10 protein-coding genes and 1 tRNA gene are annotated in these 15,380 nt (G+C 63.8%); 7 read left to right on the plus strand and 4 right to left on the minus strand.

The annotated features are described in order from the left end of the window. Positions 1-49 precede the first annotated feature (49 nt). A complete protein-coding gene (locus ABMA59_RS27335) occupies positions 50-1,423 on the minus strand; it encodes an esterase-like activity of phytase family protein (protein ID WP_349008533.1) in 1,374 nt (457 codons plus the stop codon). Between the two features lie 141 nt (positions 1,424-1,564). Continuing rightward, a complete protein-coding gene (locus ABMA59_RS27340) occupies positions 1,565-2,695 on the minus strand; it encodes an anhydro-N-acetylmuramic acid kinase (RefSeq protein ID WP_349008534.1) in 1,131 nt (376 codons plus the stop codon). A 99-nt stretch (positions 2,696-2,794) separates the two neighbouring features. On the opposite strand from ABMA59_RS27340, the gene tyrS reads away from it, so the two are divergent. Together tyrS and ABMA59_RS27350 are read left to right on the plus strand one after the other, a co-directional pair. Continuing rightward, positions 2,795-4,048 carry a tyrosine--tRNA ligase gene (gene tyrS, locus ABMA59_RS27345; RefSeq protein ID WP_349008535.1) on the plus strand — a complete coding sequence of 418 codons (1,254 nt, stop codon included), beginning with the start codon at positions 2,795-2,797 and terminating at the stop codon, positions 4,046-4,048. A gap of 657 nt (positions 4,049-4,705) precedes the next feature. Then, positions 4,706-5,755, plus strand: a complete 1,050-nt coding sequence (locus ABMA59_RS27350; protein ID WP_349008536.1) for a hypothetical protein — start codon at positions 4,706-4,708, stop codon at positions 5,753-5,755. A gap of 130 nt (positions 5,756-5,885) precedes the next feature. On the opposite strand, the gene ABMA59_RS27355 is transcribed toward ABMA59_RS27350, so the two are convergent. Further along, positions 5,886-9,089, minus strand: a complete 3,204-nt coding sequence (locus tag ABMA59_RS27355) for a YhdP family protein (RefSeq protein ID WP_349008537.1) — start codon at positions 9,087-9,089, stop codon at positions 5,886-5,888. A gap of 316 nt (positions 9,090-9,405) precedes the next feature. Here ABMA59_RS27355 and ABMA59_RS27360 point away from each other — a divergent pair, with 316 nt between their 5' ends. The 4 genes from ABMA59_RS27360 to ABMA59_RS27375 all read left to right on the plus strand — a co-directional run bounded on the left by ABMA59_RS27360 (position 9,406) and on the right by ABMA59_RS27375 (position 14,382). Continuing rightward, a complete protein-coding gene (locus tag ABMA59_RS27360; RefSeq protein WP_349008538.1) occupies positions 9,406-9,879 on the plus strand; it encodes a peroxiredoxin in 474 nt (157 codons plus the stop codon). A 491-nt stretch (positions 9,880-10,370) separates the two neighbouring features. Further along, a complete protein-coding gene (locus ABMA59_RS27365; protein ID WP_349008539.1) occupies positions 10,371-11,627 on the plus strand; it encodes a M23 family metallopeptidase in 1,257 nt (418 codons plus the stop codon). A gap of 187 nt (positions 11,628-11,814) precedes the next feature. Further along, positions 11,815-11,891: transfer RNA gene (locus ABMA59_RS27370), tRNA-Asp, on the plus strand. A 613-nt stretch (positions 11,892-12,504) separates the two neighbouring features. Further along, entirely contained in the window at positions 12,505-14,382 is a 1,878-nt protein-coding gene (locus ABMA59_RS27375) for a L,D-transpeptidase family protein (protein WP_349008540.1), read from the plus strand. Positions 14,383-14,431: 49 nt separating this feature from the next. On the opposite strand, the gene ABMA59_RS27380 is transcribed toward ABMA59_RS27375, so the two are convergent. Next, positions 14,432-14,932, minus strand: coding sequence for a hypothetical protein (locus ABMA59_RS27380; RefSeq protein WP_349008541.1), 501 nt, complete (start codon positions 14,930-14,932; stop codon positions 14,432-14,434). A 233-nt stretch (positions 14,933-15,165) separates the two neighbouring features. Here ABMA59_RS27380 and ABMA59_RS27385 point away from each other — a divergent pair, with 233 nt between their 5' ends. After that, on the plus strand, positions 15,166-15,333 hold the full coding sequence (locus tag ABMA59_RS27385) for a hypothetical protein (protein ID WP_349008542.1): 168 nt from the start codon (positions 15,166-15,168) through the stop codon (positions 15,331-15,333). Positions 15,334-15,380 lie beyond the last annotated feature (47 nt).

Here is a 15,380-nt window from a genome sequence, read left to right on the forward strand (position 1 = left end):
CAAACAGCCCCGTTCGTTCCCGAACGGGGCTGTTTCAGTTCAACGGCCCTCACTTCGCCTTCAGGAATTCACCGACCTCGATCAGCACGAACTCGTTGTCGTCGGCCTTGTCCAGCGCGCGGCCGGCCGAGAACGGCAGGTTGTTGTCGTCGCCCACCACGATGTGCGTATCGTCGACGAGGTCCACATTCTCGATCGTGTTGAACGGCATGTCGTAAAACCCTTCGCCGCCGCCCTGGCGCTTCTTGTTGTCCGGGTCGGAGATCTTGAGCAGATCGATGTAGCCGATCTTGCGCACGGCGCCGCCGGCATTGGCGTCGGTCATCTCGATCTTGTAGATGCGCTTGAATTTCGCCGGCATGGCGAAGCAGTCGGCCGCCGGGTTCTTGGGATCGGCGCAGGCCTTGTCGACCGTTCCGGCGCCCTGGTCGCGCTCGATGACGAGGGCGGTCGTGCCATCGATCATGTTGAAGTCGCCAATGGCATCGCCGCCTTCGGCCGACAGCGGATAGAGCCAGCTACGGCCGGTCCAGGCCTTGCTGGCGACGTCCAACTCGATGATGCGCAGCGCCCGCTCGCCGTCCTTCTGCTCGGACACATGCTCCATCTTGCCGTCCTCCTTGAACAGCGCGCCCTCGAGCAGGGCATAAAGTTTGGTGCCGTCCTTGGACTGTGCGAGGCCCTCATAGCCGCCGGAGCGCTTGACGTTGAAGGACGGCATCGGCAGCGACGGATTGGCCTGCAGCGTGAGCGTCGGATGGTCCGGCGACTTCACCGGCTTGCCGTCGACGACGGTATCGATCACGTCGGTCAGCCGGCCCTCTAGGTCGAACTTCAAGAGATAAGGGCCGAATTCCTCGCCGACCCAAAAACCGTCCGCGACCGGCTGGATCGATTCGACATCGAAGTCGCCGCCGGTCAGGAAGCGGTTGTCGGTGCCTTCCAACACGATCGGGAACGGCGCCCTCTTGTCAGGATCGGTCAGGAAGATGGTCTGCATGCGCTCGACAGTGCCCGCGTCCCAGTCGAACTTGACTTGGTGGATCATCAGGGCGGCGTCCGTCGAGTTCAGCTTGTTGCCGAAACCGTTGTCGGAAAGCGTCCAGAAGGTTCCGTCACCGGCGTTCTTGATGCCGGAAAAGCCCTGCACGGGCTGGCCGTCGAAAGGCAGCGACAGGCCGGTCAGGCGTACGCCGTCCTTGCCAGGCACGCTGCCGAGTTCGGTTGCGCGCTTGCGGTCGGGCGTCGTGAATTTTCCCGAGGTCTGCAGATGTTCCGGCGCGTTTTCCGGCGCCTTGATGATCGTGTTGGCCGGCAGGATGGCATGGCCTGCGAGCTTCGACGGGAATACGGTTTCGTCGGCGAATGCCGCCGTCGTGGTCAGGGCGAGCGCGGCAACAGCCGCGAGAACAGAGTGTCGCATGATTTGCAATCCGTCTTGAGAGGAATAACGGATCATGCGCTATGGCCGCCGGATGTCGGGCGGTTGAAGGTTCGATGAAACTTCCATGAAGGGCACAGCTTCGCACGCGGGCGGCATTCCGCCGACGCATGACAACGACGCTCAGCCCGGTTTCCCGGAGATCACGCCGCCGCTCACCGCCTCCCGGCATCCCGTCGTGGTCGGGAATGTCAGCGGAAGCCCTTTTAGCGAGCGCACCGCCAGATAAGCCCAGGCCTCGGCCTCCGTCGCGTCGCCGTCGAGCCCGGCATCCTCCGCCAGCGCCACCTCCGCGCCGGCTCGCTCGGCGCCTTTGCGCAGATCGCCGACGATGTGCGGGTTTTTTCGCCCGCCGCCGCAGACGATCCACAGCCTCGGCTTTTCCGGCATGTGCTCCACGCTTTTCAGGATCGCCTCGGCGGAGACGGCGGCCAGCGTGCGGGCGCCGTCGGCGAGTTCCATCCCGCTGGCCTTCTCCAGCGTGAAATCATTGCGGTCGAGCGATTTCGGACCGGCCTTTTGGAAGAACGGATTGTCGAGATAGGCGTCGACCACCCTGCGGAGCACGCCGCCCTCGCTGGCGATGGCGCCGCCGGCGTCGTAGGGCACGCCGCCCTCGCGCGACACCCACTGGTCGATCAGCGTGTTGCCGGGACCGGTGTCGAAGGCGACCGGATCGCCCTTCTCCGGCACGTAGGTGACGTTGGAGATGCCGCCGATATTGACGAAGACCATCGGATATTTTCGCGGAAAATCCGCCGGCAGCGAGCGCGCCAGCGCCGCGTGGTAAGCCGGCACCAGCGGCGCGCCCTGGCCGCCGAAAACCATGTCGTTGGCGCGCATGTCGTAGACGACCGGAATGCCGGTGCGCGCCGAAAGCAACTGCCCGTCGCCGATCTGCACGGTCAGGCCGAGATGCGGGCGGTGCAGCACCGTCTGGCCGTGGAAGCCGAGAACGTCCGGCTTGCCCCAGTCATTGGCGGCGTTGCGCAGAAACAGTTGGACCGCGTCGGCATGCCGCCCGGTGATGTCGCGCTCCAGCTCGGCCAGGTCGCCGGGCCGCTCCGCGCGGCGGATGATGGCCTTGGCCTCCTCCAGCCCGGCCTCGATGCGCCGGCGGAACACGGCATCGTAGGCCACGAAGAGCGACGGCCCGCGCTCGACACGATTCTCGCCGTCAGTGCGCAGCATGGCAAGGTCGATGCCGTCCATCGACGTGCCGCTCATCAGGCCGATCGCGGTGACAAGGTTCATTTCGACGCCGTCCTTGTGATTCCCAACCCGCCGATGCTAAAGCCCCGCAGCCGCGCGCGCCATGCGCGGCTCTCCCGTATCGTCTTCCGGAACGCCGTCATGCCCGCCTTCAAGTCCGACTACCTGCGCATCCTCTCCGAGCGCGGTTTCATCCACCAGATCTCCGACGAGACCGGGCTGGACGAGCTTTTCGCCAAGCAGGCGGTGACCGCCTATGTCGGCTACGACGCGACCGCGACCAGCCTGCACATCGGCAACCTGATCTCGGCGACCATGCTCTACTGGATGCAGGAGACCGGCCACCGGCCGATCGCACTCATGGGCGGCGGCACCTCGATGATCGGCGACCCGTCGTTCCGCGACGAGCAGCGCGGCCTGCTGACGGCGGAAAAAATCGCGGAGAACATCGAGGGCATCAAGAAGATCTTCGGCCGCATCCTGCGTTTCGGCGATGGCCCGAACGACGCGATCATGGTCAACAATGCCGACTGGTTGATGAAACTCAACTATGTCGAGTTCCTGCGCGATGTCGGCAGGCATTTCTCGGTCAACCGCATGCTGACCTTCGACAGCGTGAAGCTCAGGCTCGACCGCGAGCAGTCGCTGTCCTTCCTCGAATTCAACTACATGATCCTGCAAGGCTACGACTTCGTCGAGCTCAGCCGCCGCTACGACTGCCGGCTGCAGATGGGCGGCTCCGACCAATGGGGCAACATCATCAACGGCGTCGATTTGAGCCATCGCATGGGCGGCCAGCAGCTTTTCGCGCTGACCACGCCGCTGCTAACGACCTCCTCCGGCGCAAAGATGGGCAAGTCGGCCAAGGGCGCGGTCTGGCTGAACGGCGACCTCTTCAGCCCCTATGATTTCTGGCAATACTGGCGCAACACCGAGGACGCCGATGTCGAGCGTTTCCTGAAAATCTTCACGCGCCTGCCGCTCGACGAGATAGCAAAGCTCGCGTCGCTCGGCGGCAACGAGATCAACGAAGCGAAGAAGGTGCTCGCCACCGAGGCCACCGCCATCGTGCATGGCCGCGAGGCCGCCGATGAAGCAGCGGAGACGGCGCGCAAAACTTTTGAGGAAGGCGCGCTTGCCGACACGCTCCCGACCATCGAGGTCGCGGGATCGGAGCTTCAGGCAGGCGTCGGTCTGCTTTCCCTGCTCGTCAAGGCCGGGCTGGCAGCCTCCAATGGCGAGGCCCGTAGGCACGTTCAGGGCGGCGCGGTGCGTCTCAACGACCTGCCGGTCCAGGACGAGCGCCGCGCGGTCACCGCGACTGATGTCACCTCCGACGGCGTGGCAAAGCTGTCGGTCGGCAAGAAGAAACACGTGCTGGTGCGGCCCATCTAGGCTGTATGGGCCGGCTTTGCCCAGGGAAGGTGGCCGGCAGATACAACTGATGTCCTCGTTGGGCAGGACGCAACTGTCTGCATCCTGCCGGCGTCATTTCCGTCCGCGCTCTGCTCGTCCGGCAACACTGATCTCTCCGCCAATCGCCAGCCGCGCCGGCTGGCGAGGTTTTCATCTCCCTGCCCGCCTGTGGCAATGGAAACGCGTTGTCGATGGGCAGCACGGGAAGCCAATTGCCTGGGGCAGGCTCTGGCTTCAGCGCCGTCGAGGCACGACGTCAAAACTCTGACGGAACAAGCGCAGTAGCCGGCGCCGCCCGTCCTGCGGACTGTCCTGCCGGATCCTCTCCACGCATGCTGGGAGAACGTAGCCGTCCGCAAGGTAGGAGACTGGCGAAGGTGGCCGTCCTAGCGTCCTTTTTCCTCATTTTGCGGGGAAAACATGGCGGCAGGCAAATGAGGGGCGGCGTGAATCCTTCAATTCAGATTTCCCTTCTATAATACTGAAATAGCAAGAGAAAATGGCCAATTAACGTGCCTCGACAGCCGCCTTTGGCAGCGCCCGTCAGCCCTGTCTTCTTGAAAGCAGTCCCCGTCCCCTCCGACCTCAGCGATAATTCCTGCGCCCATGTTGGGAAAGGGAACGGCTGTGTTGGCGATGGACTGGAATGCGGCGATCGACAAGAACCGGGAAGCGCTGAAGCGCATCCTCGCCATGCTCGTCGCCATGGCCGGGCTGGCTGCCGGAGCCAAGCTGGGCGCCGGTGCCGTACATGGCGCCGGTGCCGGGTTGGGTGCTGGCGAACTTGGCGCTGGGGAGCTTGGCGCTGGCGAGCCTGGCGCTGGGGGACAGTTTTTTTTCTTTCCGCGGAAGGGCGCGGCCGCTTCAAGGCTGGCGCGGGCGGAAAAAAATAAACTGTCCCCGGCACTTACCCTTCCCCGCCGTCTCCACCGCGCCATATGTAAGCTGCTGCGTCCGGCGGAAGCAGCAGCGCGAAGGCTGATCATCGTGGCGGCGCGCGGGCTGGTGGTGGCCCTGCCGCCGCGGCGCCCGCGACTACCGAAACCGAAAAACCCGGAACCGCTGTTGCGCAGCTTCGGCATCGCCGTCACCCTGTCGCGCGACGATCTCAGGCGTGCCGCGGCGGCCAGGCGGGCCGCGGAAATCCGTGCCGCCCGCCCGAAACGGCTCAGCCTGCCGCTGCTCGATCCGCTTCACAATCCGTTCCGCGTTCGCCGTCGCTACGTGCCGCCCCATGAGGCTCCGCGCATCGTTTTTCCCGGGATCGCCGATCCATCTTCCTTCCCGCGACCGCCGTCACCGCGCGATCCGATCGATGCGGAGCGTCTGGCGCTCCGCCTCGAGGCGCTGGGCCGGGCGCTCGACGATCTGCCCGGCCAGGCAAAACGTTTTGCCCGCTGGAAGGCGCGGCGCGACGCCGCGCTCGCGCAAAGGAAGCAAGGTGGCGACGCCGCGATTGCGCGAGACAGCGCGGCCGGCGGCGCGGATACGCACATTGGAGGTCACGCCGCCGCGGGCTCGAGAACCAAACAAGCTCGCGGCAAAATCCGGTTCCACCGGATAGAACCGCTGAAACCCGGCCGGCCGCCCGGCTGGAGCCGAAAACCCACCCACGAGGTTCACGAAGTCTTGGATGTCGTGCACGGGCTTGCCTGCTGGATATTGCAGTCTCCCGACACGTCATGACGGCGCCTGCCGGGACGCCACACGCTAAGATCGACGGCCGGCGCGAAATTTTCGCGGCCTGGCAGCCATCCGTGCTGACCGGAACCGTGGCCATCCCGCTGGCAAATCTGCCGGACCCGCCAAGGCGCGTTCAATTGAACTCGAAAATCTGCCGGAAAACCCCAGGCGCCATCACCGACAGCGGATTGACCTGGAGGCGCGGCGCCTTGGCATCGCCATCCAGCTTAAAGGTTACGCCGATCAGCCCGCGGTCGCGGCCGTTGCCCAGGAGACCGCCGATCAGCGGCAATTCGCTGACCAGGCGGTTCAGGCCATAGGCCGGCATGAAGGTGCCGGTCATGTCCATCCTGCCGCGTTCGTCATAGAGCGTGCCCTGGAAAGTCGCGCCGATCTGCGGGCCGCGCACCACGCCGTTGGCCAGCCGCAAATATCCGTCGCCCCTGGTAAGCTGCGCGTAGCCGCGCTCGAACGAGATGCTGGACACGTCGATTTCCCTGCGCACGGCGTCGCTGAGACTGCGGTCTCCGCCGGCCGGCGGCGTCGACAGGATCGAGGCCAGCCTCGGCTCGTCGACAACCTGGAAATTGCGCGCGTCAACCTGTCCGGACATGCCGCCGTCGCCGCTTCCGGCCAGCGACACCTTGATCGTGCCGCCCTGCACGTTCTTATAGAGGTCGAGGAAGCGCAGGATCGCGCCGGCATCGGCCGCCTGCAGTTGCAGTTGCTTGCGGCCGCCGTCCGCGCCGTTGGAAAAACTGACGGCGCCGCCCGACCCGGAAGCCGCGCGCACCGACATGCGCGAGCCGTTCGAGTCCAGCTTCAACCCGGACAGCACCTCGCCGTTGAAGCCGGTCACACGGTCGACATCGGCATCGAGCGAGAAACTGGAACGGCCCGCTCCTCCACCCCTTCCGCTGGAATCCGACAGGAAGGTCTTGATCACCGACCGCGCATCGAAGCTGCTGCCGGTAATCCCGATCTTGTAGCTCTTGCCGGAGCGGTCGATTGCAACCTTGACCTGGTCGTCCCGGTTCAGGCGCACCGTGTCGAACCGCGCCGATGCCAATTGGCCACCCGCGAGCGTAACGTCGCCGGTGATCGAAAACGAATTGCCCGTCAGTTCGAAGCCGGAGAGCCGGGTGCCCTTGTCGGTCGCCTGCATCGCGAACTCCGCGGTCGCCGCGATGCCTGCGCCCTTGCTCCAGCCGGCCCACGGTATGTCCAGCCTGGCTTTGGTCAGGTCTGCCGCAATGTTTCGCGTTTCGCCATCGTCGTCGACCTCCAGCGTGATCGGCCCGGAAATCATCGAGTCCAGGCCGGGCGCGACTTTCCTGCGGGCTGCGTCGTCGAGCGTCAGTTCGATTTTCCTGTCGCGCGCCGGCCCGCCCGGGCGCAGCGGCTCGACCATGGAGATGGTAGCCGGAATGCCGTTCAGCATGCCCTGCGCCGACATCGTCGCCTGCGCCGGCTCAACCGTCAGATGGCCGTCCGCGTCCGTCAGCGTCTGGCCGGAGAAAGGCTTTGCGATCGAAAGGTCCTTGTAGTCGAGGTCGACGATCCACTGGAGCGTCTTCGCATCGACGCCTTTCTGAAGCGGTATGTCGGCGATCACGTGTCCCGTCACCTGCCCGGACAGGTCTCCGGGTTCGATCGGCAGGAAACGCATGGCATTAATCGGCTCGAACGAGGCGAATTCGGCCACCGCTGCCGCGTCGCCCTCCACATCGATATCCAGCTTGCCGATCACCGGCGGCCGATTGGATTTTTTGAACGACAGCGTGCCGTTCCTGCCCGCGACGGAGCGCCCGCTCGGCAGATAGACAGAGCCCGACGAGAGGGTGACGTCGACGTCGTAACCGTGGACCTCGACCACGCCATTCGCATCGCGGATGGGCGGCAGCTTTCCGAACGTATCGAACCGTGTGTCCTCCACCGCGAAGCGTCCGACGATCTCCTCATTGGAAAGCGGCACGCCGTTGCCGAGCCGCCCGGGCAGGACGCGGAATTCGATCGTCGCTTCCTGAAGCTTGCCGCCGAACATGTGGTCCAAGACCCAGGTGCGTGCCTTGCTGGCCGCGAACCATGGCCACAGTTGCTTGGCTCCGGCTATCTGCATGTCGCGCGCGGACAGGGCGAGTGCCACCCCTGGTGCGAGGCCCTTGGCGAGTTCAACCTTGGCCGTTCCCAGCACCTCGCCCTCGCCGCTCTTGACGAAAATTCGATCCGCCGAGGCGATGCGCGTCGCAGGATCCAGGGTGCCTTCGATCTGCGACTGGAAATCGAGAGCCGGTTCCGGCGAATCGGATGGCTGGACGACCGTTTTGCTGCTCACCAGTTCGTAACGATAGACAGGCACGTCTCCGGCATCGCCGCTTGGCGGCCGAGGACCAAAGGCGCCGTTGAATTCGAGCGAATTGCGACCGGTCTGGATGAGCAGCTTGTCGATCTCGACCTTGCCAGTGCCGCTCGCCAACGTCACGTCAACCTGCATGTTGCCGGTAAAGACACCACGGGCACCGAAATCGACCTGCGATCTCTCGATCACGCCGGACAGTTTCAGTTCCTGGCCTTGCCCCAAGGCCTGTTCGCTTCCGGTTACCGACAGGGTCATCGCCCCCAGGCGGCCCGCACTTTGCGGCTGCCCATCGCCGAGAGGTTCCGGCGCGGCCGCGCTCATCACCGACAGGTCGACCAGACTGATACGTCCCGACTGCAATTCGCGGGTTGCCGTTCCGGCGAGCACGATGCGCCTGCCGTCGACATCCGCCTCGACCGAAATCTGCAACGTATCGTCGGAAATGCGATCGAGCGTGCCCTCTATGAGTTTTACGGCGCGCAGCCTCTCGCCCTCGGGCAGGATGACGCTGATGTTTTGCAGATCGACCTCCGAGAGCATCCCCGAGTCGATCAGGTCGAACGCCGTGTGCAGCGGCTTGAACGCGGCGGCGACCACGAGGTCCGGTTCGATCAGCCCGCGCCCGTCCCGCAAGGCATCGGTCCAGTCGGAGCTCGCCGCCGGCATCGCCGCCGCGGTGATGGTGGCGTCGGATATGGAGGCGCTGCCCAGCTTGAGCTTGCCCGTCAGCAGCGGCAGCAGCCTTATGCCGAAGTCGACCGTCCCGACATCCGCTATCGCCGTCTGGCTGCCGGCGTTCTTGAGGCTGATGTTATCCAGTTGAAGGGCAACCGGATGATCCAAGCCGAAGGCGATGCGGGCCGGACCGACAGCCGCGGTCGCCCGCTCCCCGGCAATGGCCTGGACCGCCCTTTCCGCCTGGGCGCGCAGCGTCTCCGTGCCCCAGTCGGAATTGACGAGGAACACGACAGCGGCCACGCACAGCAACAGAAGAGAGCCCGTGCCCGCCGCCACGAAAAGGCAAGCGCGCAAAGCGCCGCGGCGGGTCCGTTCGCGGCGCCAATGCGATTGCTGCCCGTGCGCCGAAGGCAACGCGGAAAGGTTGGTGATCTCGTGGCGCCGAAAGCGGACTTTCTGGTGCTTTGGCTGCTCGTGGTGCAACGCGTGACTCGTGGTGGTTTCCTGACGTGGGCGGATCGGAACAAGTTCCAGAATGCAATGCCGGCATGGACGAATCCCACGCCGGATAATAAGCCCACTTCCATACACATAATCGCGAAAGAAGGGCATCTGTATGGCTGAATTGGCGGAAGGGGATGTGGCGCCGGAGGTGTCGCTGCCGCTGGGTGGAGGCGGAACGCTTGCGCTGGCCGATCTGCGCGGCAGAACGGTGGTCCTCTATTTCTACCCGAAGGACAATACGGAGGCCTGCACTGCCGAGGCAATCGACTTCTCAGGCTTGAAGAAGGACTTCGAGGCGGCAGGCGCGTCGATCGTCGGCGTATCTCCCGACAATCCGAAGAAGCACGCCAATTTCGCGTCCAAGCACGCGCTTTCCATCGACCTCCTGTCAGACGAGGAACTGAAGGCGGCAAATGCCTATGGCGTCTGGGTGGAAAAGAGCATGTACGGACGCAAATACATGGGCGTCGAGCGCACCACCTTCCTCATCGATGGCGACGGCCGCATCCGGCGCATCTGGCGCAAGGTTCGCGTCAAGGGGCACGCGGCCGAAGTCTTGCAGGCCGTCCGCGACCTCGCCGTCTGATCGCGATCCGGCGCAAATAGCGTGCCGGCCGGTCACAGGCCCGGAACTCTTTTCACGATCCCGCATTCTAGGGAAGGAACAACGAATGCGGGAGCAAATATCATGCGCAGTATCGTCCTCTGGCTGCTAGGGGTGCCAATCCCGATCATTATCCTTCTTTGGTTCTTCATGAGATGAAATTCGTCTCTACAGATTGAAGAAAGAAGACAACCCGCCGCTCTGGCGGGTTTATTCTTTTTCGGGACACATGGCTCTATTCCGCCGACTTGATATCCATCCGCGTCGACGGCCCTGATGCCTAAGGGATGGCGCCCGTATTTGTCTGATTCGCAGGCAGTCATGGACCGCGACCGGCCTCCGCAAAGGCATGGATTTCCAAGCGTCGACATTCGACGTTAACCCTACGCCCGCCTCTGTAAGCCTCCGTTAACCCTAACGATGTGTAATGATGCCATCGATCGTACGGGTGTCGGAGCGGAGTGCGGCGCGAGATGACGGCTTCATCGACTGTTTTCGGCAAGCGTCGCGAACCCCACACCGTCATCATCGCGCGCGGCAATTCCGTCAGTCATTTCACCGTCAGGCCCTGGATCGCAGCGCTTGCCGGTTCGGTCGTTGCCGCAATCACGCTGGGTTATTTCGCCGCCACCTCCTACCTCGTTTTCCGAGACGATTTGATCGGCGCGGCGATCGCCCGTCAGGCGCGCATGCAGCATGCCTACGAGGACCGTATCTCGGCCCTGCGCGCGCAGGTCGACCGTATCACCAGCCGCCAGTTGCTCGACCAGCAATTGATGGAAACAAAAGTCACAGAGCTGCTGAACCGGCAGTCGAAGCTCAGCGAACGCCATGGCCGTCTCGGCCCGATTCTTGAAAAGGCGAACGCGGAAGTCGCTCCCGAATCGGAACCCGTGCCCGATGGACGGCCCGACGAGCGCGCTGACGCGGCTTCCAATTCCCCCGCCCTCGCCTATGCCGGCGCGGCCGGCAGCACCCCGTTCTCCTTGTGGACGACACGCGAAGGCCACGATCCGTCCGAATCGGCTGCCGACCGCGCCGACAAACTGTTCGTCTCGATCAACCAGTCGCTGCGCAGCATCGAGAACGAGCAGATCACCAAGATTTCCACGCTGGCCGACGACGCCTACCAGACGGCCGACCAGATCGCCGATGTCCTGCAGGAAGCCGGCCTGCCGGTGGACCCCGACTTCGGCAAAACCGCGATGGGCGGCCCGCTGATCGCCATCGACAATGCCCAGGCCTTCGACACCAAGGTCAGGGAACTCGACGTCGCGCTCGACCGGCTCGACCGGGTCAAGAAGCAGGCCAAGAGCCTGCCCATCGCCAATCCTGCTCCGGGCCTCTCCATCTCCAGCACCTTCGGCGTCCGCAAGGATCCGATCCTCGGCACGCCCGCTCTCCATTCCGGAATGGATTTTCGGGCGCCTATTGGTTCTCCAGCGAGCGCCACCGCAGCTGGGACAGTGACCATTGCCGGCTGGAACGGCGGTTATGGGCGGATGGTCGAAATCGATCACGGCAATGGCCTGGCGACACGTTTCGCTCACCTCAGCCGCATATCCGTCAGGGAAGGCGACAAGGTGCAGATTGGCGATATCGTCGGCCTGACCGGCAACAGCGGACGCTCGACCGGACCGCATCTCCACTATGAAGTTAGGCGTGACGGCCATGCCGTCGATCCGCTGCGCTTCATCAAGATCGGCAAGAAACTCAGCCAACTGCTCTGACGCAAGGTCATTTCGGCACTGCGGTTCGAACTGGATTTGGCCGTCCGCGCCGCCCCTTGTAGGGCTGCTTTACCCTTGGCCGACGAAAGGTCGGGCAAATCGAACAACGTATCGCTATCGCGCTTGACACTCTCCGGCGAACCCCGTAATCGGACGCCACAACGCGGCTCTGGCCGACGTTGGATGCGCGGGTGTAGCTCAGTTGGTTAGAGTGCCGGCCTGTCACGCCGGAGGTCGCGGGTTCGAGCCCCGTCACTCGCGCCATTCGTTTTCAATGCCTTAGGGCATTTTTCTCAGCGAATGTCGTGTATGAAGGCAATGCGTCTTCAGCCATCCGCATTCATGGTATTTGGTTCGACGGTCGGATGGTCCTGACGGTCTCAAGCAATCTGGTGACGGATGCTTCGCTCACCGCGATTCCCCGCTGTTCGACATAAGCGGCGAACGTATCGATGAACTCGTCTCCTCGCCCTTCGTAGAACAGCCGGTTCAACGCCAATCCGGTTCGTGCTTTGGTATCGCTCACATCGCCCCCTCACCAACGCTATTTCTCTATGTAACCGAACGGTTGGCTTTTGTCGACGAGGCGGGCAGATGCTCGTGCCTATCCGACGATCTCATCCACTGAAGCCATCGACAGCGCGGAGAATGTCTCCCGATTCGATCTGGGACACCTTCGCGCTGAGGCGAACCCTGTGTTTGCACGACCACCGGTCAACCGCGCGAGCGGCGAAGCGCCGCCTCGCCTTTTCATAAAAACTTAACTCTAACGGGAAGACTGGTTATAGTCCGCCCGACATCCGCCACGAGGTCGGGCAACGCTGCGCCTCGGGTGGGGTGGTTTTTGCCGGTGGCGCGAAGGGCATTGGGGAAAGCGATGACGTCGAGGCAGGCCTGGATATCGATCGTGCCGCTGACGGCGTTCGCGCTGGCGCTTTCGATCGGCGCGCCCGAAGCCAAGGCGCAGTCTCTGTTCGAGACGCTGTTCGGCGGCGGGATGAAGAAGACGCGCCCGACGAATTTTCCACCCCCGCCGCCTGCGAAACGACGCAGCGAGGTGGGACAGACGAAGGCCGCGGCGGCGCCGAAAATCACCGGGCCGGGTTACAATACCTATAGAGCCGACCGGCTGGTACGGGTGGATTTTTCGCCGCTCACCCGCGCTGCCGTTCCGATCGCCTACCAGCCGGGCGCGCAGACGATCAGCTTCGACGACGCCGTCGGCGGCTTGGACAATTTCGAACTGTTCGCGGAAAAGGATATCGGCGCGGCGCTCACCGGCTACTACGCCCGGAACCGAAATTTCATCTGGGTCGACCAGGCAGCGCCGAACGCGCGCGCCGCGGAGGCGATCCGCGTGCTTGGCGAGGCCGGGCGCTACGGGCTCGATCCTCGCGACTATCTGGTCGCGGTTCCGCCTTCGGACAGCGCCGGCCTCGACCCGCAGGCAAGGCAGCGCGATCTGATCCGCTTCGAGATGGCGCTGTCGGCACGCCTCCTGCGTTACGTCCACGACGCCACGATGGGCCGCATCGATCCGAACCGGATCTCCGGCTACTACGACTTTCCTGCCAAGCCGCTCGACCTCGCGGGAGTGCTCGACACGCTGTCACATACCTCCGAGATACGCACCTATCTGGAAACCCGCCACCCGCAGAATCCGGAATACCAGGCGCTGCGCGTCGAACTCGAATCGCTGGAGGCCAGCGGCGCCGGCGACGAAATCCGGGTCGACCCGAAACTCGTGCTGAAACCCGGCCAGTCGAGCCCCGAACTGCCCAAGCTGATCAGCCTAGTGTCGCGCGATCTGGATGACGAGCTTGGCGGCGAATATGGCGAGACCTTGTGGCGCATGGGGCAAAGCGAGATCTATTCGGACGACCTCGTACCGGTATTCAAGGCAGTCCAGGAGCGCGCCGGCCTCAAGTCGGACGGTGTGGTCGGCCCGCGTACCGTCAATGCCGTCGCCGGCACGTCGAATGCGGACAAGATCGAGAAGGTGCGCATCGCACTGGAACAGATGCGCTGGCTGCCTTCGGATCTCGGCAGTCCTCGCATTTTCGTCAACCAGCCGGCCTTCACGGCGAGCTTCATCGAGGGGGACACCGAAAAGCTCAACATGCGTGTCGTCATCGGCGCGCCGTCCACCCAGACCAGTTTCTTCTATGACGAAATCGAGCAGGTCGACTACAATCCCTATTGGGGCGTGCCGCAGTCGATCATCGTCAACGAGATGCTGCCGCGCCTGCGCCGCGACCCGGGTTATCTCGACCGCGCCGGCTATGAAGTGACGGACGCCAAGGGGCGGCGGATTCCCTCGTCGGAGGTCGATTGGGGACGGTATGGCGCCAAGGTGCCCTATAGCGTCCGCCAGACGCCGAGCGAGGCCAATGCGCTGGGCGAGTTGAAGATCCTGTTCCCGAACGAACATGCGATCTACATGCACGACACGCCGGTTAAGAACCTGTTCCAGCGCGATATGCGCGCTTTCAGCCATGGATGCATCCGGCTGCAGGATCCGCGCGGCATGGCCGCCGCCGTTCTCGGCACCACCGTCGACCACATCGCCGAGAAGCTGACGCATGGTCACTCGACCGAGAAGGTGCCAGCCAAGATTCCGGTCTACATCGCCTATTTCACCGCCTGGCCGACAGTCGGCGGCAAGGTCGAATATTTCGGCGACGTCTATGACCGCGATGCGAAGCTCAAGCTGGCGCTCGCTGCGACCGAGGCGGCACGCGCGCCGGGTAGCTGAACGATCGCTGTTTCGGCTGCATAAAGGACCGCCGTCTGTCTTCCATTGGCTACCGCGGAAAACCGGCGATTGGGGACGGGATCGTCGCTTGCCGCCTGAACCCGGCATTGCGCCCGGCGATCAGCCAATAGACCAGGCCGCCGATCATGCCGCTGGCGGCGAATATCGCGACCTCGGCATGGAGGCTTCGTGCCGTCAGGTCTTCGAGCGTATCGCTGATCAGCGCAAAACCGGTCGCCGACACGATCGCACCGAACAGCATGTGGACCCACATAGCGCGCAGGGAAAACAGTTCCGAGACCAATATAGTCAGCAGCGCCTGCATCACGGTCGCCGCGAAGGCAACGATCGATATGAACATGCCGATCGGCGGCGCCATCAACATGAAAAAGGCGCCGAGCGACATGACGGCGAAGTAGTCGGGCGCACCGGGAAGCGTCGACGCCAGACCGTAGAAAATCGCAGCCGCCAGCAGCCCGACGATCAGGGCGGCGACATAACCGCAGATCGCCAGAAGCAACCGCTTCAGCACATGAACGAAAGTCGACAACGCCGCCCCCTGCCCCAGCGCCAACCAGGCGCCGGCCGCATCAAAGCCCCGGTTCGGCCAGCGATCAAGAGCCGGCTTCGGTCGTCGGCCGCCGACCATTGTGTTGCCGAATGGCAAGCCTGTTAAGCATCCGGTGTCGCGGGTCTTGCAGGCCCATGCATTGCGGTGGATAGTTCAAAAATGTCGGCGAATCGAGGAACGCCGCACATGGTAGGCTTTTGCGGGGACATCCAATGCGCGCATTTGTTACGCTGAGCGGCCTGCTGGCGATCGTGATCGGATTGTCGGCTTGCCAGGGCAGCGGCTCCGCGCAGAATTTCCAGCCAAGCTGCACGCCGCGCGCCGAGGATGCCGGCCATTGCTACGGCATCGCGCTGCCGGCCGGAGCCAACTTCAACTAAAAAGCTCTCTTAACTGCCTGGCGGACGGCGACCCTGTTCCTCGTGAT

It is taken from the genome of Mesorhizobium yinganensis (assembly GCF_040081985.1).
GTDB lineage: Bacteria > Pseudomonadota > Alphaproteobacteria > Rhizobiales > Rhizobiaceae > Kumtagia > Kumtagia yinganensis.